This window comes from Dysgonomonas sp. 521 (assembly GCF_010501055.1).
In the GTDB taxonomy this organism is placed as follows: Bacteria; Bacteroidota; Bacteroidia; order Bacteroidales; family Dysgonomonadaceae; genus Dysgonomonas.
In genome coordinates this window covers 1-24,339 of record NZ_QVMO01000044.1, presented here as the reverse complement: position 1 = coordinate 24,339, position 24,339 = coordinate 1, and the positions used below count along the sequence as shown (strand labels likewise).

Here is a 24,339-nt window from a genome sequence, read left to right as displayed (position 1 = left end):
TAAAAAGCGTAACATTCGTTACGCTTGTGAAATTTATTATGTGTAACTTTGCGGAAAATAGAATGTATGAATGCCGACTTACTATTTTTCTGTACCCTATGTCGGGAGAAATCTCCCGAAGAGATTGAGAAAATAAGATGTACAATCGACCATAAAGTCAAAAACTATAAAAGAGGAGAGCTGATTGCTTCGCAGGGCGATCGCATATCCGACTTGTATATGCTAACGAGAGGGAAGGTAAAGACGGAAATTATTTCCCAGTCGGGACTTACCGTCTCTGTGGAAGAAATTACAGCTCCTTATCCGTTAGCTGCGGCTTTTATTTTTGCAGACAATAACCGCTTTCCGGTGGAGGTTACCGCAATGGAGGATTGTGAAGTGATACTAATCAGTAAGTCTTCTATTGAAAAACAGATGGCTAAATGCCCCGGATTCTTAAGGGGATTTATGGCTTTTATAGCCAACCGGGTGCAATTCCTGTCGGAAAGGCTGAAAATATTCTCACAAAAAGGAATTAAGACTAAAATTGCCTATTATATTCTACAACGTGACCAAAGTGGAACATTTGAGTTAGGGCGGAGCATTGCATCACTTGCCGAGTATTTTGGGGTAGAACGTCCTTCTCTTTCAAGAGCTATATCTGAAATGGCGCACGATGGTATTATAGAATTTGAAGCCGGCAAAGGAAAAATTTTAAAGTACAATGATCTGAAAGAGTTATTGGGATGAAAAATAAAGTAAAGTTAAATAATGAAGGTGTACGCAGGCAAGACCGACTACTGGATGAATCCGGATCCATTGAGCTCTTGCGTACAGGCGAGTATGGAGTACTTTCAATGGTTGAAAGTGTTGATAAAGAAATAGGAGGGTATGGCATTCCGCTTAACTATGTCTGGGATGGTAATCATTCAATCTATTTTCATTGTGCGCCTGAAGGGTATAAATTGGATTGCCTGAAAGAAAATCCCAAAGTTTCATTTTCTGTAATTGGTCATACAAAAGTAATATCGCACAAATTTACCACAGCCTACGAAAGTATTGTTGTTCGGGGTATCGTATTCATGGAGTTAACGGAAAAAGAATGCATGAAAGCCTTATTGCTGATTTTAGATAAGTATTCACCCAATAATAAAGAAATAGGAATGAAATATGCCGAGAAATCATTCCACCGGACAAATATCATACGGCTTGATATAATAGAAGTATCAGGAAAGACAAAAAGAATAAAGGAATAATTGTGATAGAAACATTTGCAGATAATATTATTGAGTACAACAAGAATTTAGCGTACATCGGAGAATTACCAGCTGGATTTAGGGTAGTAAATCCTTTTTGTGATAACCCGGAAGCAGTAAAAGTAATGGAACAGTTTTATCGCAAATACTACACCGATTCCCGGCAGCGCAAGTTTATTATAGGTATCAATCCAGGTAGGCATGGGGCAGGGATTACCGGTATTCCTTTTACTGATACAAAACATTTGGAAAATGTTTGTGGTATCCGAATGCAATCGGCACAAACGCACGAAATATCGTCTGTATTCGTCTATGATATGATTGCCCAATATGGTGGGGCTGAGCTCTTTTATCAAGATTTTTTTATAAATTCACCTTTCCCTTTGGCTATTGTCCGCGAAAAAGAAGTAGGGAAATGGGTTAATGCCAATTATTATGACGATACTTCACTGTTAAGAATGACGGAAGAGTTTATGATTACTTCATTGAAAAAACAAATTACTATCGGGATAGACTGTAGCGAAGTGTTTGTATTGGGAAAAATGAATGCTACATATATTTCAGAAATGAATAAAAAAGCGAATTTATTTGGACGTATAACCGTTCTTGAACACCCACGGTATATACAACAATACAAATCAAAAGATAAACAATTCTATATTGATAAGTATATTCTGACTCTAAATAACTCCATTGTGTAGTTTTAAGGTTACATTTCTAATCTCCGCTTGAGATACTGTATACACATTATTGGATACTTCATGTGTTCATACAAGTCGGCACTCTATACTTCGAAGTGCATAAAAGCAGGCGACAGCCTGATAATGAAAAATCAAGTGCGAGCAGCTACTTAAATATACTTTCTTTGAACCAAGTATAGTAGTAAATCAAATATTTATTTTATTTTCCCGTGGAAATTTGTTTCTATGGAAAATAATAATTTCCTTTGTACCATATTTCCATTGGATATTATTGTTCTCAGAAGTAAGATCGAAACCTTCTTAATTTATTATGAAACATTTTTTTTCACTCTTTATTTTTCAGACATGAAAGTAATGAATTATAGTACATTGATATTCTTTATCCTTATTATTCAGGGCACATCTGCTTATTCACAAGAGAATACAATCTTGCATGTAGATAGCCTTTCGTTACGAAATGACTATTTAGCCGAAATGCAATCGGTAAATATTCTGAAGCATAAACCTATTGAAGTCACAGAAAACCTTGTAAGATCTGTATTGGATAAACAAACTGCTTTTGCAGTATATAAGGATAATTATATGGTAACCGGAATACCTTTGAACAAACCTGTAAACCGAAAAACTGCAGATACTTTTTTTCAGTTCAGTATTCGTCACAGGGTCACCAAAAGTGTTCTTCCTTTTAATTCATTTCTATATATAACCTATTCTCAGAAATCATTTTGGGATATTTATGATGAATCAAGCCCTTTTCATGATACAAATTATAATCCGGGTATTGGGATAGGCAGATATGTAATAAGGAATAACAAACTAAAGGGAGCGGTAATGCTTTCACTCGAACATGAATCAAATGGAAAGGCAGATTTGGATTCACGAAGCTGGAACTATATAAATGTATCGATTAAATATTTTTACAACATGCGATTGTCTGCTAAAGCACAAGCTTATTTACCATATGTAGATGGGGAACATAATAAAGATATGCTGAGATATAAAGGCTATGGTAATTTTTCAATCAATTATATTGATAAGAAAAATTTATGGTGGTTCAGTCTTGAGATAGTTCCACGTGATAAGATTATAAATCCTAATATCCATACATCTTTATCATTTCGGGTATCCAAGAACTCAAACCAATATCTAACTTTGGATTACTATGCCGGTTATGGAGAGGGTTTGTTGAACTACAAGGAGTATACAAACCAAATCAGAATAGGATTTACTATAAAGCCAGATTTCTTTAGCGCATATTAATTTAAAGCAAGTTCAAATATCTTCTGAAGTTACTATGGAAACTCCATAGGTTCTGCTTTATATTATTATAAAATAGCTTTTCTTAATTCCGGGATATTTAACAGTTCCACTGTTTTTCCTTTCATAAGAATAAGCCCTTCTTTGGCCATTTTACTGATTTCTTTTGTCAAGGCAGGGCGGGTAACACATATATAATCCGCCAGTTGAGCCTGATTATGATCAATATGGACAATATTATTATCGACCAGTTTTTGTTCGAAAAGATAAGCAACAAAACGACTGCGTATATTTTTATACGACAATGCCCGCAAACGCAAAACAGTGCACTTATTACAGTTTCCAGCAACACACAAAAAACTTTTCAGTAAATCTGGAAACTCACTGATAAGTTTGAAGACGGAATCTTTAGTAGCTTTCAGCAACACCCCATCCTCCGTTGCTTTGAAAGTAGCCGGAAGCGTAGTATCAGCCTTAAATAAGTGAGGAGTAGCAAATGCGCGCGGGGCTATTATATGCTCAATCAGTACCTCATTACATAGGGCATCTATAATATCCACTTTCAATTTTCCTTCCAGTAAAACCATTAATTCCCGGCAGGGAGAATCTTGCCTGGCTATAATATCGTTCTTCTTTATGTTGTAAACGGCACAATCTAATCTTTCCAGCAAAGAGTGTTGTACTTTGGGGGATAAATCCTTAAACAAAGGAATCTGCAACAGCAGTTCTTCATGTTTTGCCGTAAAAACAATTCGTTCCATACTTCTATCTACTGATATACAAAAATAGAGAATAAAATAGAGAACACACAATTTTATCAACTATAAACTTTTAACGTTAATTGATGTTTTAAATAGATGGTATGTAATTAAGAACACCTATTTCACCAATGGTATATACTAAATTTGCAAATATGTATTCGCCTAATATTGAAAAAACATGAATAACCTGAAAACAATTATCTTCTGGGGCGCTTTGTGGGGCATACTCGAAGCTACCCTCGGGTGGTTGCTTCACCTTATCCATTTCAAGGGTGAAGTGCTGGTACTTTATCCTTTCGGACTGATGTGCATGATGATGGCTGTCAAACAGACCGGGCAGATGTCTTCTGTCGTGAAAGTGGCAGGAGTAGCGGCAATGGTAAAATTAGTCAACCTGTTTATGCTGCCCGCTGTGCCTGTTTATCATGTAACAAATCCTGCCGTGGCCATCTTTCTGGAGGGGTTGGTAACGTGGGGATTTTGTATATATGCAAAGAAAAGAGAAGCATTATGGAAGATAGGAATTCCCGTAGCATTTATCATGGTACTGGCCTCTATTTTTATCTTCCGGGGATGGCAGCTATTTATGGATGCTTTTATTACTTACAATCCAAGCGTACATAAACCTTACGACGCGGGATTGTTTTTCCAGTGGGGATGGCGTTCACTGATACAGGGTATAATGCTTGTAGGCGCCGCTTATCTGGTTCGGTGTGTTCCCCTGAGTTTCGACTATACAAAATGGACAGGCCGGTTGGCTATACCCTTCCTTTTTGTGTCTATCGTTCTAAATGTGTTATTATAAATTTGTATCATGCTACATCCCGACGAAATCACCGGTGTAGTGCTGGCAGGAGGGAAAAGCTCCCGTTTCGGCTCTAACAAAGCCCTAAGCAAATATGGAGATGAGACTTTTCTAAAGCATATTACCGCATTACTTCAGCCCTATGCGAAAGAAGTAGTTATATCAGGCTCTTATCCTGAATACGAAAGCTTTGGCGTCGCTGTATTAGAAGATAAAATAAGCGAAACAGGTCCTTTGGGGGGAATATATACAGCTTTATTATACAGTTCTACCCCCTGGATACTGGTATTAACCTGTGATATGCCTTTCATTACAAATGAAATTATCATGCATATGCTGGCAGCAGGCAAGGGTGAAAACGTAATCGGGTGGAATCATGCTGAAAATATAGGAATATTCCCTTTACTGGTATCGAAAAACGCATTACCGGATATCGAAAAAGCGATCGAAAAAAAACAATATCGTATAAAACAAATCTTTAACCGGGAGAATACGCGAAGGATAACGATCCCTGACCAGTGGGAGCATTTTTTCGCAAATATCAATAGCCAAGAAGACTATAAAAACACAATAAAATGAATGCGATAAAGATAAAAGGTTCTCCGGCTCGCGGACTGGCGGCTGCTACCCTGGGATTTTTCTTCGGTTCGGCAGCCATATCACTCTTTGGCCCGTCGGCCACCAAACTGAACGAAGTAATGGAGCTCTCCCCATCTATGTTGGGGCTATTGGTAGCCATACCTACCCTGTCGGGTTCATTGCTTCGTATACCATTCGGGGCATCGGTAGATGAAAATGGAGGGCGAAAGTCATTTCTTTGGCTCATGGTTTTGTCCGTTATCGGGCTGGCCGGGCTCAGCTTGCTTCTTACCACCCATTATCCCGACAATATGGAAGGTACTTATTGGCTTATTCTGTTATTCGGATGCCTAAGTGGATGCGGAGTTGCAACCTTTTCGGTAGGTGCGGGACAGACATCTTACTGGTATCCGAAAAATAAACAGGGATTTGCCTTAGGTATATTCGGGGGATTCGGCACATTGGGTGCCGGTGTTTTCGCACTTATACTTCCGGTCTTATTGCAATCTGTGGGCTTTGTGTCAGCTTATCATATATGGACTGCGTTTATGATTCTCGGCACTATTTTGTATGCCGTTATCAGTTGCAATGCTTATTTTTTCCAATACCGGACGAAAGGTTTCAGCGAAGATGAGAGCAAGAAAATGGCAACCGAAGCCGGACAGGAGCTTTTTCCGGCAGGAAATATGAAGCAAAGCCTTATTATATCTGCTAAAATTCCTGAAACATGGATACTCGTTATCGCCTACTTCGTTACTTTCGGCGGCTTTATGGCCCTCACGGCATGGCTTCCCACATACTGGCAGAAGACACACGGTTTGTCGGCTACCCAAGCAGGTCTTTACACGGCGGTATATGCTTGTCTGGCTGCTTTATTGCGTATTCCTGGTGGTAGTATATCCGACAGGATAGGTGGGCTGAAAGTCAGTATGTTTGCTATCGCACTGTTAGGCTCTGTTTCCATCATCATGGCATTTTCGAGTAACTGGATATTGTCCGGAATCTGCACACTGGTCATTGCCGTTGCGTTCGGACTGAATAATGCCGCCATTATGAAACTGGTTCCTGTATATGTATCCAAATCGGTAGGTGGGGCATCCGGCTGGGTTGGAGGCCTGGGCGCTTTCGGTGGATTTGTTATTCCTCCCGTACTTGGAAAAGTGGTGGATGTGATGGGAATCACCGGTTATTACCGGGGCTTTTTCACCTTTACCGTATTAAGTATAATCGTACTACTGATCCTCTATTTCGGATTGGTTGTTCGCAATAAGAACAAAAAATAACAGAACGCTATGATAAAGTCTCTTCTACAAAAAAAGAAGTTCTTTTCGGGAGCCGGAGATACCGGACAGAGAGCATGGGAAAACTTTTACCGCAACCGTTGGCAACACGATAAAGAGGTACGTTCTACTCACGGTGTAAATTGTACAGGCTCCTGTTCCTGGAAAATATTCGTAAAGAAAGGTATTGTTACGTGGGAAATCCAACAAACGGATTATCCGCAAAACCGTCCGGGACTGCCGAACCACGAACCGCGCGGATGTCCTCGCGGAGCGAGTTATTCATGGTATCTGTATAACTCGGGACGTGTGAAACACCCGATGATACGCCATGAGTTGCTGGAAGCCTATCAACAGCAAAAAGCTATACTACATGATCCTGTCCCGGCTTGGGAAGCGGTGATGGCTGATGAGGTTGCCTCTAAAAAATACAAAGAAAGACGGGGATTAGGTGGATTCGTCCGTCTGGACTGGAATCTGGCACAGGAAATCATTGCTGCCGCCAATATCTATACCATAAAGAAATACGGGCCCGACCGCCTGGTGGGATTTACTCCTATCCCGGCTTTTTCGATGGTGTCATATGCCGCGGGAACCCGTTACTTAAGCCTTATTGGAGGCACATGCCTCAGTTTTTATGATTTCTATTGCGACCTGCCTCCTGCTTCCCCGCAAACATGGGGTGAACAAACCGATGTTCCCGAAAGCGCCGATTGGTACAATTCGTCTTTTATCATGCTGTGGGGCTCCAATGTACCTGTAACACGCACGCCCGATTCGCCCTTCCTTACGCAGGTAAGATACAAGGGAACGAAAGTTATTACCATATCGTCTGATTACAGTGACGCAAGCAAATTTGCCGATATATGGTTGAATCCGAAACAGGGAACTGATTCCGCATTAGGAATGGCTATGGGACATGTTATTCTGAAAGAATTTTTTGTAGATAAAACAACTCCATATTTCGACTCATACGTAAGGAAATATTCCGACCTGCCTTTCCTGGTGAAACTGGAGTCTTACGAAGGGGGCTACCGCACCGGAATGATGCTTCGTGCCTCCGACTTCAAAGATAAACTAAATATAGAGAAACAAGCGGAATGGTATCCTGTGTTGCTAGACGAGCAAACGGGCGAAAAGGTAGTTCCCAACGGATGTATCGGTTCGCGCTGGAACAACGAAGGCAAGTGGAACCTGCGGAACGAAGATCTGCGGACAGGAAAAGAATATACCCCTCTTTTATCTCTGATAGATAAAAAAGACGAAATCATTGATGTATCCTTTCCTTACTTCGGAGGGGAAGAATATAAAAACCCCTACTTCAACGCCTCTGCCCATGCGGATGTACAAAGAAGAAAAGTGCCGGTTGTGAAATGCCAAACAGCAGAAGGTGAAGTACTATGCGCTACAGTGTTCGACATCATGCTCGCTCACTATGGTGTGGAAAGAGGATTGAACGACCCGCAAACCGCGAAAGATTATAACGATAATATTCCCTATACTCCGAAATGGCAGGAGCAGATAACAGGAGTTCCTGCCGAAAGGGTAATCACCGTTGCCCGCCAGTTTGCCGAAACCGCTGCCAAAACAGAAGGTAAAAGTATGATTATTATTGGCGCCGGGGTCAACCAGTGGTACAATACCGATATGACTTATCGTGCCGCCATGAACCTGCTTATCCTGTGTGGAACCGTAGGGCAATCGGGCGGCGGCTGGGCGCATTATGTAGGTCAGGAAAAAGTACGGCCGCAATCGGGATGGGCAACACTGGCTTTTGCTTCGGACTGGATACGTCCTCCCCGCCACATGAATACGACGAGTTACTTCTATATGCACAGCGATCAGTGGCGTTACGAAAAGGTGAAAGTCGACAGCTTGATTTCTCCACTATGCAAGAAAGACGAATGGAGTAAACTCACGTTGCTCGACTGCAATATCAAATCGCAACGGATGGGTTGGCTTCCCGCTTCGCCCGAATTCGACCGGAACCCGTTGCTGATATGTAAGGAAGCCGAGTCTAAAAATATAGATGTTTCCAATTATATCACCGATAAATTGCATACAGGTGAACTGAATCTGGCTTCGGAAGATCTGGATAGGAAAGAGAACAGCCCTAAAAACCTCTTCATCTGGCGTGCCAACCTTATCGGTAGTAGCGCCAAAGGGGTGGAATATTTTATGAAGCATCTTCTGGGTGCACAAAACAGTGTATTCGGCGAAGACCTGAAGGAACTGGGCGAACCACTACCTCGCTACCAGAACTGGCATGATGAAGGAGCAAGAGGCAAACTCGATCTTGTAGTTACGCTCGACTACCGGATGACATCGTCTTCCCTTCATTCCGACATTGTATTGCCGGCTGCTACGTGGTACGAGAAAAACGATATCAGCAGCACGGATATGCACCCCTTTATTCACCCTTTCTCGAAAGCAGTAGACCCTGTGTGGGAGTCGCGTACCGATTGGGATATATTCAAAGGTATTTCCGAGAAATTCTCTCAACTGTGTCAGGGGCATTTAGGAGTAGAAAAAGATGTAGTAATGCAGCCACTGATGCACGATTCGCCGGGCGAAATATCGGAACCCTTGTTTGTGGATGATTGGAAAGAAAGCGGGAATCATCCCATCCCCGGGCACAATATGGGTAAACTGATCGTGGTGGAGCGTGATTATCCGAATACATATAAACGTTTTACTTCTTTGGGCCCGTTATTGGAAAAAGCGGGAATAACAGGAAAAGGTATTACCTGGAAATCAAATGAGGAATACGAATTCCTCAAGAAACTGAACGGAACGATACAGGATCGGGGAGTTACACAAGGCTTGCCTGCTTTGGAAACGGATATTCAGGCTATCGAATCCATACTGTCGCTGGCACCCGAAAGCAATGGCGTAACATCGCGTAAAGCATGGAAATCTTTGGAAAAGCCTACAGGTCTGGATTTAGAGCATTTGACCGAAGAAGGAGGCGATACCCAAATCCGTTATGACGACCTGGTACAACAGCCCCGTCGCGTACTCAATTCTCCGATATGGAGCGGTGTTGAATCTCACGAAGTGAACTATACCTCCAATTATACCAATGTACACGAACTCATTCCCTGGCGTACCGTAACCGGACGGCAGTCTATCTATCAGGATCACCCGTGGATGCTGGCATTCGGCGAAGGGCTGGTATGCTATAAACCGCCCTTATCAAAACAGGAAATTAATAACGTAAAAGAAAGGTTGCGGATTAGCGATGATACACTGACACTGAACCTGATTACCCCTCACAATAAATGGTCTATCCATTCATCATGGAGCGATAATTTACTCATGCTTACATTGGGTAGAGGAGGACCTGTTATCTGGATTAGCGAGGTGGATGCCGCCAAAATAAACATACAGGATAACGACTGGGTAGAAGTGTTCAACGACAACGGAACGGCAAGTTGCCGGGCTATCGTTTCGCAACGTATTCCCGAAGGCGCTTTGATTATGTATCACAATCAGGAAAGAACAGTGAATGTTCCATTAAGCTCTATTACGGGAAACCGGGGAGGAATACATAATTCCATTTCCCGCATTTGCCCTAAACCTACACACATGATTGGCGGATATGCCCAATTATCATACGGACTGAATTATTATGGGACGATCGGCGCCAACCGCGACGAATTTGTAATTATCCGCAAATGTGAAACCGTTCTCTGGGAAGATGAGGATATGGAAGAAAGAAAGGAGGCAGTAAGATGAAAATACAAGCACAAATGGCTATGGTTTTGAGTCTTGACAAGTGTATCGGTTGCCATACCTGCTCTGTTACCTGCAAAAATGTATGGACAAGCCGTAAAGGAATGGAGTATGTTTGGTTTAACAATGTAGAAACCAAACCCGGACCAGGTTATCCCGTACAATGGGAAAATCAGGACAGGTACAAAGGCGGCTGGACTGTCAGGAAACGCAAGTTGCAGTTATTGCAAGGAAACAATCTCAGTATTCTTTCTACGATTTTTGCCAATCCGCATTTACCCGACATGAAGGATTATTACGAGCCTTTCACTTTTGATTTCTCGAAGTTGACGGGGACGAAACGTTTTCGTACGGCTCCGAGTGCCCGTCCTTATTCTTTGGTCACAGGCCGGCGGATGGAAAAAATAGAATACGGCCCCAACTGGGAAGATAATCTGGGCGGTTCTTTCAATGAACGTAAAAAAGACCCGAACCTGAAAGACTTTGATACAAAAGGATACGAAGAGTTTGAGAAATCATTTATGTTTTATGTTCCACGCCTGTGTGAGCATTGCCTCAATCCCGCCTGTGCGGCATCCTGTCCTTCGGGAGCAATATATAAACGGGAAGAAGACGGAATCGTACTCATCGACCAGAATAAATGCCGGGGATGGCGTGAATGCGTAAGCGCATGCCCTTACAAAAAGACCTACTTTAACTGGGACAGGAAAAAATCAGAGAAATGTACGTTCTGCTATCCACTGATAGAAAACGGCAAACCGACAGTCTGCTCCGAATCCTGTGTAGGGCGCATCCGCTATATCGGCGTATTATTGTATGATGCCGACCGTATCGATGAATATGCCGCCACGGAAAACGATAAAGACCTGTACGAAAAGCAGCTTGACCTGATACTTGATCCTGACGACCCACAAATTATCAGCAAGGCACAGGAACAAGGAATATCCTATTCATTTATCAGGGCGGCACAGGCTTCACCTGTCTATAAACTAATGAAACAATGGAAAGTAGCTTTTCCCCTTCATCCCGAATACCGTACATTACCTATGGTATGGTACGTGCCGCCCATGTCTCCCGTACTTCAGCAAGCAGATGTAAAGGATAACTTCTTTGCTACCGTCGATGAAATGCGTATCCCGGTTAATTATATCGCGCGAATGATGACGGCAAGAGACGAAACCCCTGTAAGAACCGCTCTGGCACGTTTGCTGGCCATGAGGCAGTATATGCGCCAACGCACCGTGGAGAAAAACGAAAACCCTTTGATTCCCGCGGAATTAGGACTGGAAAAGGCCGATTATGAAGATATGTACCGCTATATGGCCATTGCCGATTACAAAGACCGGTTTGTTATTCCAACAGCTCCTACGAAAACGGAAGATACCGATCTGGCCGGACTACGGGCCGGGTTGGGTTACGAATATCCGGGTAAAGAAGAGGAAGGACGCAACCTGTTTGGTGGAAGATAAGAGTGTGTTTTATTTAAATACGTTAGTTATGCAAAATACATATAAAATATTGTCGTTGTTACTGGATTATCCAAACGAAGAATTAAAGGAGAATCTTTCGGGTGTGGTGGGGATTGTAGAAGAAGAAAGCTATCTGAACGAACCTCAACGCGTCAAATTACAAGTGTTTATCGACTACGTCCTATCGCTGTCATTAACAGGGTGGCAACAGCAATATGTACAGTTGTTCGATTTTTCGACCCACAGTAATCTCTATCTTTTCGACCACGTATATGGCGATTCACGCGAGCGCGGACAAGCTATGGTAGATCTTACGGAGATGTATGCCGGGTCAGGATTCACCCCATGCTCCAACGAATTACCGGATTACCTGCCGCTCTTTCTGGAATACCTGTCACTGCTGACACGGGTAGAAGAATCTGAGAAACTACTACACGAAGTATCTCATATTTTGGACAATATGAAGCAAGCGCTAGAGAAAAAAGAAACACCCTATGTCCTTCTTCTGGATATATTACATAGCCTCTCTACTCCTTTGGAGAGCGAGCCTGATAAAAAGAAAGGAGTGAGTGTATGACAATATCGGATTATCTGAATAATTTCTTCCTGGGATATCTACCCTATATCGCTCTGGGCGTATTCGCGGCAGGATTTATTTATCGCGCCGTCAAGCGTAATAACACCATACAAGCCACTTCGTCACAATTTATCAGCAACGATAAAAGTATCCGCTGGGGAAGCACGCTCTTTCATTATGCCATCATACTGGTATTTCTGGGACATATTTTTGGACTGCTTACGCCCGAATGGCTTTACACATGGCTCATTTCGAACGAAACCAAGCGCCTGCTCGCCATTATTATGGGTTCGTTATCGGGTATTACCGCGCTTACTGGCATTACCATACTTGCCCTGCGCCGGTTTACAAATATACGTGTACGGGCAACCGGTCAATTGCAGGACTATATCATCGTAGCCCTATTATTCTTCCAGATCGCACTGGGTTTGTGGGGCACATACATTACCACTCAATCTCCACTCGAGGATTATATGGCTATGGAACATTGGGCACAAGGTATTGTTATATTCGAACCCGATTCGTGGAAATATATAGCCCATCAGAGCTGGGTATACAAACTGCATATTATTAACGGGTTTCTGATATTTATTATCTTCCCGTTTACCAAGTTGATGCACATGGTGATGGTACCGGTACATTTTGTGATTGATTATTTTAGAAAATGATAAACTTTAAACAAGTCGTAGTGTGTATACTGCTGGTCGTATGCACACTGAACAGTTATGGCCAGAACACTGGAAAAGAAGAGATCGACAGTATAAAAACATTCTCACTGGGAGAAGTGGTAGTGATGGAAAAACTTCCCGCATCCGCGGGCACTGAAATATCTTCGTTGGAAATAAAACAAATGGATATCACCAAAGTGCCCGAAGCATTGGAGTGGATACCGGGGATAACGCTTACAGAAGCTTCATCGCGCGGAGAAACCATGATCTATTTGCGAGGATTTAACCAGAGCCGTATTCCGGTATATATGGACGGGATACCTGTATCCGTTCCTTTTGACGGGTTCATTGATCTGGGACGCTTGCAGACCGCTTCCGTTTCCAAAATCCATGTATCAAAAGGAATATCCTCCCTTTTATTAGGCGGGAATACGATGGGGGGAGCTGTAAATATCATCAGTGCGTCACCAACCAATAAGCTGGAAGTAGGCATACAGGCCAGTACACTATGGAATACATCTGTAAATCTGGGAACCAGGCAGGACAAATGGTTCCTGCAACTGGATGCAGGTTGGATACACCGCAATGATTTCCACCTGCCTTCGGGCTATGACGCAGTAGAGGGGCTACAAGAAGGAAGCAAGCGGCATCATTCCGAAACAACCGATTGGCAATTGAATGGAAAGTTTGGCTTCACCCCTCGGGAAGGTGATGAATATGTTGTGGGATACAGTATGGTGCGCGCGGATAAATACGTCCCCCCCTATCTGGGTGAAAACAGCAAACCGCGTTTCTGGAGATATAAGGATTGGGATAAAGACCAGATCTATTTCTTTTCCGGAACTAACCTTGGTAAAGAATGGAGATTGGAATCCCGTCTGTTTTACGACCGATACTATAACTTGCTGAAAGCTTATGATGATGAAAACTATAATTCGCAGGAAAGCAAATCGGCTTTCGATAGCTATTATGACGATTATTCGCTGGGAGCAGGTTTGGTATTGGGATGGAAAGGGATAGAAAACAATCATCTGAAACTGGGAGCGAACTACAAGAAAGATGTGCATCGCAGCCACGATGATGATGACCCCGAAGCCGAACAAAGTGAATATACAGCTTCTCTCTCTTTGGAAAACACCTACACTATCAATGATAAGTTATCCCTTTTGGCTGGCATTGGATATTTCCGGCATCAGGGCGCCACTATCGAAGCCTACGAACAATTAGAGAGTTCTAAAGAATACGGAATAGTGAATTATCCAAAATCATCAGACAACGATATCAACTACCAGTTAGCAGTGGATTACCGATACAATCTTAATCATGGACTACGTTTCAGTTTTTCCCGGAATTCCCGTTTTGCTTCACTAAAAGAGCGATATTCGTATAAACGGGGAAAGGCAGTCCCTAATCCCGATCTGAAGACAGAACATTCCTACAATCTGGATTTAACTTATAACGGCAAATGGAATCATTGGCAATGGTACACAAGCGCCTATTATATGCTTCTCACCAATACCATTCAGGAAATCACAGGAGTGGATACAGAAGACCCGCTTATATGGCAACTTCAGAATAAAGGGAAAGCTCATTTTAGGGGTTTTGAAACTGGATTATCTTACCGATACAGGTGGATAGAAGCAGAAACTAATTACAGCTATATCAACCGCATAAACAAAACGGATAAGAATATAAAGTTTACTGAAGTACCCGATCATAAATGGAACGCGATGATACAGGTCAGCCCTTTTTATGATACAAGGATTCAGGCGCGGATGACCGCCGTCAGCAAAACGAATATGAGCAGTGACGGCAAAATAACAATTCCGGGATATGCACTGTTCCATACTAATATAGGTAAACAGTTTAATGGATTCGATGTAAAACTGGGAATAAAAAATCTCTTCGACAAACTCTATTATTTCTCCGAAGGATATCCAATGGAAGGACGACGGTATTATATTTCGTTGGCTTACCGGTTTATTAAAAAATAAGAGCAACCCATGATAAGGATTATAACAGGGCTTGTAAATGGTGGAAAGAGTACCCGATTTCTAAAACTATACGAAGAAAGTGGAGATGGTATAGGTTTATACGCAAAAAAACTATACAATGAGGAAAAAACGATTGTGGGTTACAACCTCATTCTGCTACCCGGTAAAGAAGAAATCCCTTTTATCTGTTTAAAAGAATCCATATACCAAAACGAGAACTGTTATCTTATCCAGGGACGGTTTGCTTTCCTGAAAGAAACATTCGAGATAGCCGAACAATACATATTGAGTTCTTCTGACCACATTCCTGTCTGGATAGATGAAATCGGCAAACTGGAACTCAAAGGGAAGGGATACGATAAACTGTTGCGTAGGTTGTTGAAATCTGACAGGGAGATAACTATTACGGTAAGGGATAGTCTCTTAGTCGATATCCTGAATCAGTACAAAATAAAGGAATACCGGTTATTGGGTATATAATAGTATAATATAAAAGCTCTGTTTCTTTAGGATCATTGACATAACAAAAAAGACAGGAGCAATAGTTAATGAAACCGTTGCTTCTGCTTTTTTTATATCCTGCTATTACAGCTTGATCACTGGCTTTAACGATTCAGGAATATTAAATTCAGCGCATTTAATCGATTCAAGCTTTTTTTGCCCGGCATTAGTCAATACAAAATACATTTGCCGCTTATCGTCTTTCCCCACAATACGCTTGATAAGACCTTTCTTTTCTACCGATTTTATTACTTTCGATGTATTCGAATTACTCAATCCTAAAACACCGGCCAATTCATTTGAAGAATATTTTTGAATGCTCAGCGAGCATAACAGCATTCCTTCGTTCAACCCCAGGTTATATGATTGCTGGAAGTCTGATTCAAATTCATAAATCGCCCTGTATACATCCCTGATCTGACATAGCGTACTTACTTGCGAATTATCCATATTATTTGCCATTACAGTATAAATTTATATTCTCATTATTCTTTTAATAAAATAGTATCGATAGCATCTTTTAATTGCTGTTTGGGCAATGCTCCTGCTGCCATCTGGGGCTGTTCATTCATCGGAATAAACAGCAATGATGGAATACTCCTTATTCCAAAGGCAGCAGCGAGTTCAGGCTCTGTTTCCGTATTGATTTTATAAATATAGATACGGTCCTTATATTCTGCCGCCAGTTCTTCCAATACCGGAGCTATCGCTTTACACGGTCCACACCAGTCTGCGTAGAAATCAATCAATGCCGGCTTATCTCCCAAATACTGCCACTGGGAACTTGCTTCAAAATTAGCAACTTTTGATAAGAATTCAGCCTTTGTTAAATGTATTGTTGTCATATTGTTCTCTTTTTTAGTTTTTACTTCCGTTTGATTTTTTGTTTCCGCTTTGTTATTACAAGAAATTAGCAACAGCGCTATTAGCGGAAATAATAAGATTGTATGTTTCATTTTCTATCCGGTTCATATTTTTTAATCTGGTTACCATAGATGTTTTCTTTCTGTTGCTTATCAGTATAACATCCTCCCGCTCCACAGCAGGACACATTCATGATTGCCTGAAAAAGCAGTAATCCTCCTAATATAAGGAAAATATAATCTTTGGAGGTTATCGAGTAGATAGCGACTGCTATTCCCAATAGTAATCGGACTATCCGGGTAATATCCCAGTTTTTTAATATACGATTCATATTGTTCTCCATTTAAAAATTAGACCAACTTCCTCCATTGTATACTTCCTGAAACCCTTTAGACCTTAAGACCGCTACCGCGCTACGGCTACGCATCCCACTGGCACATACGGCAATAATGGGTTTGTCCTTTTTGAGCTTTGATAGATTGTTGTTCAAACTATCCAGGGGAATATTAACTGAATTAGCTACTGCTCCCTGCTTATACTCTTCTTTTGTTCGAACATCCAGAAGTATAGCCCCGTTTTCTAAAAGTGTTTTGAAATCGGCCTTCTCTTCTAATCCGAACAGCCTGCTGAAAAATCCTGCCATAATGTTTAATTTATTATTGTTTGTTTCACTACTTTTTCGCTTTATCTTTTTTAAAAATTCCTCCTAATAAACTACCCATCAGCACTCCATACAAAGTACTCATGGTAGGCGATGAAGTTATGGGACAAGTTCCGGTACTACATCCGATATATCTCCAATAAAGATATCCGCCTACTGCACCTAACAGAGCTCCTAAAAGGTATGTCCAATTATTTTTTATGACTTCCATATGTTTGTTTTTATCATTCAGATCACAAAGATAAACATTTATTTCTAACGGAAACTACTTCTTTTAGAAATAATTTGCAAAAAATTATATATACGCTATAAATAAGAGTTTTACAAAACGAAACAATAAGAAAAAAACATTCAAAAAGATTATTTTCCGTCGGAAACTTGTTTCTTTGGAATATATTACTTTCCTTTGTACCATATTTCCATTGGAAACTAATCCGAGTATACAATAAACAGTAGAATATAGTAAAAATGAAAAGAACAACGATCATCACATTAAGTGTAATCTGGCTTAGCCTGTCGGTTCAGGCACAAAGCCACCGGCACATCACGGCAGAGGATGCCGTAAATATTGCTGTTGAAAATAACAGTAATATAAAAATCTCAAATCTGGATAGAAAAATAGCCAATGCCGACTATCATCAGACCGACGCTATTTTCCTGCCTCAAATCACACTGGGATATACAGCATTAACAACAAACAATCCGTTGAATACTTTTGGCTTCCTTTTACAGCAGGAATCAGTTACAGCGATGGATTTCGATCCTGCAAAGCTGAACAATCCGGGTGCCACACAAAATTACGGCACCCAGGTAGAGGCGAAACTACCCCTTTTGAACATGGATATGATTTATGCCCGTAAAGGAGCCCGCGCACAGGAAGAGGTATACAAATATAAAGCCGAGCGGACCAAAGAATACATCGAGTTTGAAGTTAGAAAAGCATATACTGCGTTGCAAATGGCCTATCAGGCACGGAACATCCTCAGAAAATCGCTCGACGACGTGAAACAAATACACCGATCAGTGACTAATTTTTACAATCAGGGACTGATACAAAAATCGGACGTATTGAATGCACAGGTACAAGTAAATACTATTGAGAGTGCTTTGGCAAAAGCCGAAAGCAACATACACAATGCCTCTAACGGGCTTCGCCTGCTGATGGGGCAAGACATAAGCGATGAAGTATATACCGCCGATTCTTTAGTACAAAAAAGAGAAATATATCCGGAAACGAATCTTTCTCTGTTCCGTTCGGATATTATGGCGCTCCAAAAGGCTGTAGATGCAACGGATATGATGCTGAAATCTTCCCGGATGGCCTTCCTGCCACGCATTAATGCCTTCGGTTCATACAACCTGAATGACTCTAAAGCCTTCAAGTTCAGAAACGATTCTTATTTGGCAGGTATCAACCTGAGCTGGGATATCTTCTCAGGCAATCGGAACCGCAGCAAAATGAAATCGGCACAATACCAAAAAGGCCGGATGCAGGAAGAACTAAACCTGCATATTAAAAAAGAACAACTGGAATTAGACAAGGCGAGGCGTGATCTGAACGACTCGCAAACGGAAATAAATAAACAACAGATAAGTGTTGAGCAGGCCGAAGAAGCCTTGCGCATCCTGGCCGATCGTCATAGCGAGGGTTTGGCAAGCACCACCGACCTATTGATGGCGCAGGCCCAGTTCTCAGGGCAGAAACTTCTGCTCTCACAAGCTATTATGTCCTATAATATAATAGAAGCATACCTCCGGTTTTTATCCACAACTAAGAATTAACAAAATAGATAGATATGAAAATTTCAAGAAACGTAATTTTAGGTATTGCAGCAATATCCATATTTTATTCCTGTTCATCTGCCGATGAGCAAAAAGAGAAAGGCCAGCCGGCCGTAAATGTAGAGGTGTATTATCCCACCCGGTCAACCAACGAAGGCTTTTATTTGAGTGGCGAGATCACTGCCCGCCAAACAGCCGCCATCAGTACACGTATGATGGGATATATAAATAAGATACATGCGAAGCCGGGTGATAAGGTTTCAGCCGGACAATTATTGGTTTCAATCAGCAGTGATGATATCCAGGCTAAAAAAGCACAGGTGCAAGCTATGATTACCGAGGCCGAAGCAGCAGCGAAAAACGCCGGGCGAGACTATGAACGCTTCAAAACATTGCATGCACAAAACAGTGTATCGGATAAGGAATTGGAAAACGTCTCCTTACAACATACCTCCATGCAGGCAAAAGTACAAATGGCTCATCAGCAGATGAACGAAGTGAATGCGATGCTGGCCTATAGCCATATCCGTGCTCCCTTTTCGGGAACGGTTACTCAAAAAATGATGGACGAAGGTAGCATGGCTAATCCCGGAATGCCTATCCTGATGATGGAACAAAGCGGCGAACTACAAATCGTTGCATCTGTGCCCGAAAGCTACATTCCGTATGTGAAAGTAGGCGATGCGGCACAGATAGAGATCAAGTCATTGGGTACAACCATCGCAGGGAAAGTGTCGGAGCTTAGCCCTTCGGCCTATCGCACAGGAGGACAATATGCCATGAAACTGGCTATCGACACCAAGGACAAAGAGAATATCCATTCGGGAATGTATGTGAATATACTAATACCTAATAAGCTAAAAGAAGGCACTGCATCAAAGATAGTGATAGATAAAAGTTCCGTTGTTTACCGCGACCAGCTAACGGGTGTGTATGTGGTGGACGACCGCAGTGAAGCAAACCTGCGCTGGGTTCGGCTGGGTAAAACAATCGGAAATCAGATAGAGGTTCTTTCGGGTTTGAACCACAGCGACAAAGTGGTGTTGAGTGCTGGAAGCAAGTTGTATAACGGAGTGAAAGTGTCGGTATCTAAATAAACAGGAAGTTATGGAAAATGGAATTTCAGGAAAAATAGCCAACGCGTTCATTAAGTCAAAATTGAGTGTTTTACTCTTTATTGCTTTTATGCTCTTAGGGCTGTTCAGTCTATACCTTATCCCGAGAGAAGAAGAGCCTCAGATCGATGTGCCCATGGCCGACATTATGGTTGGTTACCCGGGCGCTTCGCCCGAGGAGGTCGAATCGAGAATCATGCAGCCGCTCGAAAAAGTGGTTTCCAATGTCAAAGGTGTTGAGCATGTGTATTCAACTTCTATGAATGGTATGGGAATGCTTACCGTGCAATTCTATGTAGGCGAAGATGTGGAACGTTCGTTAGTAAAGCTCTACAACGAAATAATGAAAAATATGGACCGTATGCCACAGGGAGCGACTATGCCTCTGGTAAAATCGCGCGCCATAGACGATGTTCCCGCATTGGCATATACACTTTGGAGCGAAACGATGGGCGACTTTCAGTTGCGCCAGGTGGCCGAAGTGGTGGGTGACGAGATAAAGAAAATACCCGACGTGGCCCAGGTAAATGTTATTGGCGGACAAAGCCGCGAGGTGAAAGTGATGCTCGACAAAGACAAAATGGCTCAGAGCAAGCTCGACTTCGGGGCAATCACTCAAGCCTTACAAGCCAATAATTCGCAGATGTATAGCGGTAATATCATAACAGGCGATATGGTTTACTCTGTACAGACAGGCAGCTTCTTTTCCAATGTAGAAGAGGTAAAAAACCTGATAGTGGGAACGAGCGATAATCAGCCCGTATACCTCTATCAGATAGCCGAGGTAGAAGACGGCCCCGAAGTACCTAAGCAGTATGTTTCGTTTGGCTATGGAGCTGCGTCGAAAGATAAAAAGAACGCTATGCCCGATGATTACTCGGCTGTAACCATATCGATAGCCAAAAAGAAGGGAGCCGATGCCATGCAGTTGGCAGAAATAGTGAACGATAAAGTGGAACATCTGAAGAAAGAGGTTATAACCAATGATGTACATGTGGAAATTACCCGCAATTACGGGGAAACAGCTTCCGATAAAGTCTTCGAGTTGTTATCGCATCTTTCTATCGCCATCGTCATCGTAACCTTGTTTGTGATGCTGGCTATGGGTTGGCGTGGCGGGTTAGTGGTATTCCTTTCCGTACCGGTAACTTTTGCCCTTACCTTGTTTGCTTACTATTTCTTAGGATATACGCTCAATCGTATTACCTTGTTTGCTTTAGTGTTTGTAACAGGTATTGTAACAGACGACTCTATTGTGATTGCCGAGAATATGCACCGGCATTTCAAGATGAAGAAACTACCGCCATTGCAAGCCGCCTTGTACGCTATCAACGAGGTGGGCAATCCGACTATCTTGGCAACGCTTACTGTTATTGCCGCCGTATTGCCTATGGCTTTCGTATCGGGAATGATGGGGCCTTATATGAGTCCGATGCCTATCGGGGCATCTATCGCGATGACCTTCTCTTTAATCATAGCGTTGACACTTACTCCGTACTTTGGCTATCTGTTCCTCCGCCATAAAGATAAAAAAGGAAAGAAGGAAGGGAAGAAAAAGGAAGAGAAAGACTCCGATTTGCGCGAAACGAAGATGTATAGGCTATATGCCAGAACCATCACCCCGTTTTTGGAAAATAGAAAATACCGTTGGGGCTTTATGATTGGCCTGACAGTAATTCTGCTTGCCACCTTCTCGCTGTTCTACACCAAAGCGGTTCCCGTGAAAATGTTGCCTTTCGACAATAAGAATGAATTTCAAGTAGTGATTGATATGCCTGAAGGCACCACATTGGAACGTACGGCAGCCGTTACCAAGGAATTAGCCGTATACCTGAGCCGGAACGATAAGGTTACTAACTACCAAACCTACGTAGGCACATCGGCTCCTATTAGTTTCAACGGGTTGGTTCGTCACTACGATATGCGCATGGGTGATAACATTGCCGATATACAGGTCAATCTGATAGGTAAAGGCGAGCGCAGCGAACAAAGCCATGATATAGCTACTTCTGTGCGTGCTGATTTGCAGGCTATTGCTAAGAAGTATAATGCTAATGTAAAAGTGGTGGAAGTTCCTCCCGGCCCGCCGGTGATGTCTACTATTGTTGCCGAAATATACGGCCCGGACTACGAAAGGCAGATCGAGGTAGCCCGTCAGGTGAAAGATATATTGGCTGCAACAGATAATGTGGCCGATGTGGATTGGTCGGTAGAGGATACACAAGTAGAATATAAGTTTGAAGTGGATAAAGACAAGGCTATGCGGTTAGGAATTCCCAACGCGCAAATCGTTCAGAACATACGTGCCGCCCTATCGGGTATGTCTGTAGGTGTATTGCATCAGTCTGCTTCCGTTCAACAGGTAGGGATTGTGCTTCAATTGCCCGAAACAGAAAAAGCGAGTCTGGAAGATATACTAAGCATGAAAGTGGTCAACCAACAGGGAATAGCCGTTCCGATCAGCGATTTAGTAACGGTTACCCAAGGTGAGAAGGCGAAAAGCATCCAGCGCAAAGATCAAAAACGAGTGGTGTTCGTCCTGACCGAAGTTGCCGGAGACCTCGAAAGCCCCATATACCCGATTACCACAGTATCGGATAAACTGTCCGAAATAAAGCTTCCCGAAGGATATACCCTGTCGGAAGAATATAGTGAACAACCCCGGTACGAAGACAATTTTGCCTTGAAATGGGACGGCGAATGGCAGATAACCTACGAGGTGTTCCGCGATCTGGGCTTGGCTTTTATGCTGGTATTGATTATTATCTACATATTGATTGTAGCCTGGTTTCAAAACTTTATCACGCCATTGGTACAGTTGGCAGCCATACCGTTGTCTCTGATCGGGATTATTCTCGGACATTGGGCTTTCGGTGCTTATTTCAGTGCACCTTCCATGATTGGGTTTATTGCCCTGGCCGGAATTATGGTGCGCAACTCTGTATTGCTGATCGACTTTATAGATATCCGCCTGAAAGACGGTATCCCATTGAAACAGGCCGTGATTGAATCCGGTGCCGTGCGCACTATTCCCATTATACTTACTGCCGGTGGTGTGGTCTTGGGAGCGATTGTTATGCTGTTCGACCCCATCTTCCAAGGTTTGGCTATATCTCTGTTGGGTGGAACAATTACCTCTACTGTGCTGACATTGATTGTCGTACCCTTATTATATTTTAAGATGTTAAAGAAAAAAGTAAAATAACCATGAAACTATTAGTTGTATTAAGTATTAAAGAATATCAGGAGCGGGTAGCCGGGATGCTGCAAGATGCCGGAGTGAATCGCTTTAGTGTAACCAATATAACCGGTTATAAAAGGAAAAAAGAAAACCTGGGCTGGTTTGCTGTTAATTCCAATAATGCAAAAACAAACTCCATTATGCTATTCAGCTTTGTTGAAAAAGAGATAGCAGACAAAGCGCTTATGGAGATTGATTCTTGCAATATAGAAACGGAAAATCCTTTTCCGGTACATGTGTTTATTCTTGATGTTGAAAATTTCTCTAAACTATTCTGATTATGAAACGTGAATATATTATCCGCATTGTAGCGGGCAGCATGGTGCTGGCAGGCATTTCCTTAGCCTACTTTGTTTCCATCGAGTGGTTGTTACTGCCCGCCTTTGTAGGAGTGAATCTTATACAGTCGTCCTTTACCAAGTTTTGTCCTTTGGAAAAGATACTTGATCAATTAAATATTAAGTGATTTAATTGATTAATAAGTTCAAAGAGGGCAGGAATAGTACTTAACTCTTGTTCTTGCTCTCTTTATTATTTCTATTCTCATTGTAAGAAGTACATATTTTAGTCTAAAAAACAGAATTATGAAAAAGAATAAAAGTATACGGATAAAGACAGGACATATTCTTACAGGAATTATTGTTTTCACAATTTTTATATACATACTTGGAATACAAACTCAGAGTAAACCACTATTAAATGAAAATGAGAATAGCTTAATTGAGTTAGATAAAGATTCTTTTTTTGACAGCATAACCCTAAAAAAATGCTTTGTCCTGTTTTATGCGGAGAACTCAGAATTATGTGATGTAATGTCGGCTAGTTTAAGTAAGCTGGCGAAAAATAATCAGGGAAAAACGGGTTTCTATAAACTCAATTTAGATAAATACCCCGAATATGACTTAAAATATAACATATCAGGAGTACCTAATATATTTATATTTAACGAAGGGATTGAAGTTGCCCGGATTATGGGGGTTGTTCCGGAACAAAACTTAGAAAAAATATATGATAAAATGTCACTAGTGTCCGGTTTAGAAAATATTGACATCGTTAAAACCCTTATGGATAAAGGGGAGTGAGCACGTTCTTTGATTTTTCGATTTGAATTTTC

25 protein-coding genes are annotated in these 24,339 nt (G+C 41.9%); 19 read left to right on the top strand and 6 right to left on the bottom strand.

Translation table 11 applies throughout. The features are described from left to right. Positions 1 to 66 precede the first annotated feature (66 nt). The 4 genes from D0T84_RS13120 (at position 67) to D0T84_RS13105 (ending at position 3,196) form a co-directional block, all read left to right on the top strand. Entirely contained in the window at positions 67 to 729 is a 663-nt protein-coding gene (locus tag D0T84_RS13120) for a Crp/Fnr family transcriptional regulator (RefSeq protein ID WP_163308321.1), read from the top strand. Continuing rightward, positions 726 to 1,235 carry a pyridoxamine 5'-phosphate oxidase family protein gene (locus D0T84_RS13115; protein ID WP_002561311.1) on the top strand — a complete coding sequence of 170 codons (510 nt, stop codon included), beginning with the start codon at positions 726 to 728 and terminating at the stop codon, positions 1,233 to 1,235. The genes D0T84_RS13120 and D0T84_RS13115 overlap by 4 nt, the downstream gene beginning before the upstream one ends. Before the next feature lie 2 nt (positions 1,236 to 1,237). Beyond that, positions 1,238 to 1,936, top strand: a complete 699-nt coding sequence (locus D0T84_RS13110; RefSeq protein WP_002561310.1) for an SMUG2 DNA glycosylase family protein — start codon at positions 1,238 to 1,240, stop codon at positions 1,934 to 1,936. A 345-nt stretch (positions 1,937 to 2,281) separates the two neighbouring features. Then, on the top strand, positions 2,282 to 3,196 hold the full coding sequence (locus D0T84_RS13105; protein WP_255495356.1) for a phospholipase A: 915 nt from the start codon (positions 2,282 to 2,284) through the stop codon (positions 3,194 to 3,196). Between the two features lie 65 nt (positions 3,197 to 3,261). Here D0T84_RS13105 and D0T84_RS13100 read toward each other — a convergent pair whose 3' ends face one another. After that, on the bottom strand, positions 3,262 to 3,954 hold the full coding sequence (locus D0T84_RS13100) for a Crp/Fnr family transcriptional regulator (RefSeq protein WP_046148735.1): 693 nt from the start codon (positions 3,952 to 3,954) through the stop codon (positions 3,262 to 3,264). Between the two features lie 178 nt (positions 3,955 to 4,132). Here D0T84_RS13100 and D0T84_RS13095 point away from each other — a divergent pair, with 178 nt between their 5' ends. The 9 genes from D0T84_RS13095 to D0T84_RS13055 are packed head-to-tail and all read left to right on the top strand — an operon-like array spanning position 4,133 to position 15,541. Next, on the top strand, positions 4,133 to 4,759 hold the full coding sequence (locus tag D0T84_RS13095) for a hypothetical protein (RefSeq protein WP_002561307.1): 627 nt from the start codon (positions 4,133 to 4,135) through the stop codon (positions 4,757 to 4,759). Positions 4,760 to 4,768: 9 nt separating this feature from the next. Beyond that, positions 4,769 to 5,338: a molybdenum cofactor guanylyltransferase gene (locus tag D0T84_RS13090; RefSeq protein ID WP_002561306.1), complete on the top strand. Its 570-nt coding sequence runs from the start codon at positions 4,769 to 4,771 to the stop codon at positions 5,336 to 5,338. Next, positions 5,335 to 6,621, top strand: a complete 1,287-nt coding sequence (locus D0T84_RS13085) for a nitrate/nitrite transporter (RefSeq protein ID WP_046148736.1) — start codon at positions 5,335 to 5,337, stop codon at positions 6,619 to 6,621. Before D0T84_RS13090 ends, D0T84_RS13085 begins: the two co-directional genes overlap by 4 nt. A 9-nt stretch (positions 6,622 to 6,630) precedes the next feature. Continuing rightward, on the top strand, positions 6,631 to 10,356 hold the full coding sequence (locus tag D0T84_RS13080) for a nitrate reductase subunit alpha (protein WP_163308320.1): 3,726 nt from the start codon (positions 6,631 to 6,633) through the stop codon (positions 10,354 to 10,356). Then, positions 10,353 to 11,822 carry a nitrate reductase subunit beta gene (narH, locus tag D0T84_RS13075; protein WP_002561303.1) on the top strand — a complete coding sequence of 490 codons (1,470 nt, stop codon included), beginning with the start codon at positions 10,353 to 10,355 and terminating at the stop codon, positions 11,820 to 11,822. Before D0T84_RS13080 ends, narH begins: the two co-directional genes overlap by 4 nt. A 28-nt stretch (positions 11,823 to 11,850) precedes the next feature. Then, positions 11,851 to 12,399, top strand: coding sequence for a nitrate reductase molybdenum cofactor assembly chaperone (narJ, locus tag D0T84_RS13070; RefSeq protein ID WP_163308319.1), 549 nt, complete (start codon positions 11,851 to 11,853; stop codon positions 12,397 to 12,399). Further along, on the top strand, positions 12,396 to 13,067 hold the full coding sequence (narI, locus tag D0T84_RS13065; protein WP_163308318.1) for a respiratory nitrate reductase subunit gamma: 672 nt from the start codon (positions 12,396 to 12,398) through the stop codon (positions 13,065 to 13,067). The genes narJ and narI overlap by 4 nt, the downstream gene beginning before the upstream one ends. Beyond that, positions 13,064 to 15,061: a TonB-dependent siderophore receptor gene (locus tag D0T84_RS13060; RefSeq protein ID WP_163308317.1), complete on the top strand. Its 1,998-nt coding sequence runs from the start codon at positions 13,064 to 13,066 to the stop codon at positions 15,059 to 15,061. Before narI ends, D0T84_RS13060 begins: the two co-directional genes overlap by 4 nt. A gap of 9 nt (positions 15,062 to 15,070) precedes the next feature. Next, complete coding sequence (locus tag D0T84_RS13055; protein WP_163274097.1) at positions 15,071 to 15,541, top strand: nucleoside-triphosphatase; 471 nt, start codon at positions 15,071 to 15,073, stop codon at positions 15,539 to 15,541. 105 nt (positions 15,542 to 15,646) lie between these two features. Here D0T84_RS13055 and D0T84_RS13050 read toward each other — a convergent pair whose 3' ends face one another. The 5 genes from D0T84_RS13050 to D0T84_RS13030 are packed head-to-tail and all read right to left on the bottom strand — an operon-like array spanning position 15,647 to position 17,298. Beyond that, entirely contained in the window at positions 15,647 to 16,024 is a 378-nt protein-coding gene (locus tag D0T84_RS13050; RefSeq protein WP_002561298.1) for a MarR family winged helix-turn-helix transcriptional regulator, read from the bottom strand. A 23-nt stretch (positions 16,025 to 16,047) separates the two neighbouring features. Next, the gene (gene trxA, locus D0T84_RS13045; protein ID WP_163274098.1) at positions 16,048 to 16,518 is read right to left on the bottom strand and encodes a thioredoxin; all 471 of its coding nucleotides are present in this window, start codon (positions 16,516 to 16,518) and stop codon (positions 16,048 to 16,050) included. Beyond that, positions 16,515 to 16,757: a hypothetical protein gene (locus D0T84_RS13040; RefSeq protein ID WP_163308316.1), complete on the bottom strand. Its 243-nt coding sequence runs from the start codon at positions 16,755 to 16,757 to the stop codon at positions 16,515 to 16,517. Before D0T84_RS13040 ends, trxA begins: the two co-directional genes overlap by 4 nt. Before the next feature lie 12 nt (positions 16,758 to 16,769). Beyond that, positions 16,770 to 17,069, bottom strand: a complete 300-nt coding sequence (locus D0T84_RS13035) for a rhodanese-like domain-containing protein (RefSeq protein WP_163308315.1) — start codon at positions 17,067 to 17,069, stop codon at positions 16,770 to 16,772. 28 nt (positions 17,070 to 17,097) lie between these two features. Further along, on the bottom strand, positions 17,098 to 17,298 hold the full coding sequence (locus tag D0T84_RS13030; protein ID WP_046148745.1) for a DUF6132 family protein: 201 nt from the start codon (positions 17,296 to 17,298) through the stop codon (positions 17,098 to 17,100). 257 nt (positions 17,299 to 17,555) lie between these two features. Between D0T84_RS13030 and D0T84_RS13025 the strand changes: the two genes are divergently transcribed. The 6 genes from D0T84_RS13025 (at position 17,556) to D0T84_RS13000 (ending at position 24,307) form a co-directional block, all read left to right on the top strand. Continuing rightward, positions 17,556 to 18,869, top strand: a complete 1,314-nt coding sequence (locus D0T84_RS13025; protein ID WP_163308314.1) for a TolC family protein — start codon at positions 17,556 to 17,558, stop codon at positions 18,867 to 18,869. A 14-nt stretch (positions 18,870 to 18,883) separates the two neighbouring features. Continuing rightward, positions 18,884 to 19,966, top strand: coding sequence for an efflux RND transporter periplasmic adaptor subunit (locus tag D0T84_RS13020; protein WP_163308313.1), 1,083 nt, complete (start codon positions 18,884 to 18,886; stop codon positions 19,964 to 19,966). A 10-nt stretch (positions 19,967 to 19,976) separates the two neighbouring features. Continuing rightward, entirely contained in the window at positions 19,977 to 23,189 is a 3,213-nt protein-coding gene (locus D0T84_RS13015; protein ID WP_163308312.1) for an efflux RND transporter permease subunit, read from the top strand. A 2-nt stretch (positions 23,190 to 23,191) separates the two neighbouring features. Then, complete coding sequence (locus D0T84_RS13010; protein ID WP_163308311.1) at positions 23,192 to 23,503, top strand: hypothetical protein; 312 nt, start codon at positions 23,192 to 23,194, stop codon at positions 23,501 to 23,503. 2 nt (positions 23,504 to 23,505) lie between these two features. Continuing rightward, complete coding sequence (locus D0T84_RS13005) at positions 23,506 to 23,691, top strand: DUF2892 domain-containing protein (RefSeq protein WP_163308310.1); 186 nt, start codon at positions 23,506 to 23,508, stop codon at positions 23,689 to 23,691. 118 nt (positions 23,692 to 23,809) lie between these two features. Then, on the top strand, positions 23,810 to 24,307 hold the full coding sequence (locus D0T84_RS13000) for a co-chaperone YbbN (RefSeq protein ID WP_163308309.1): 498 nt from the start codon (positions 23,810 to 23,812) through the stop codon (positions 24,305 to 24,307). The last annotated feature ends 32 nt before the right edge of the window (positions 24,308 to 24,339 follow it).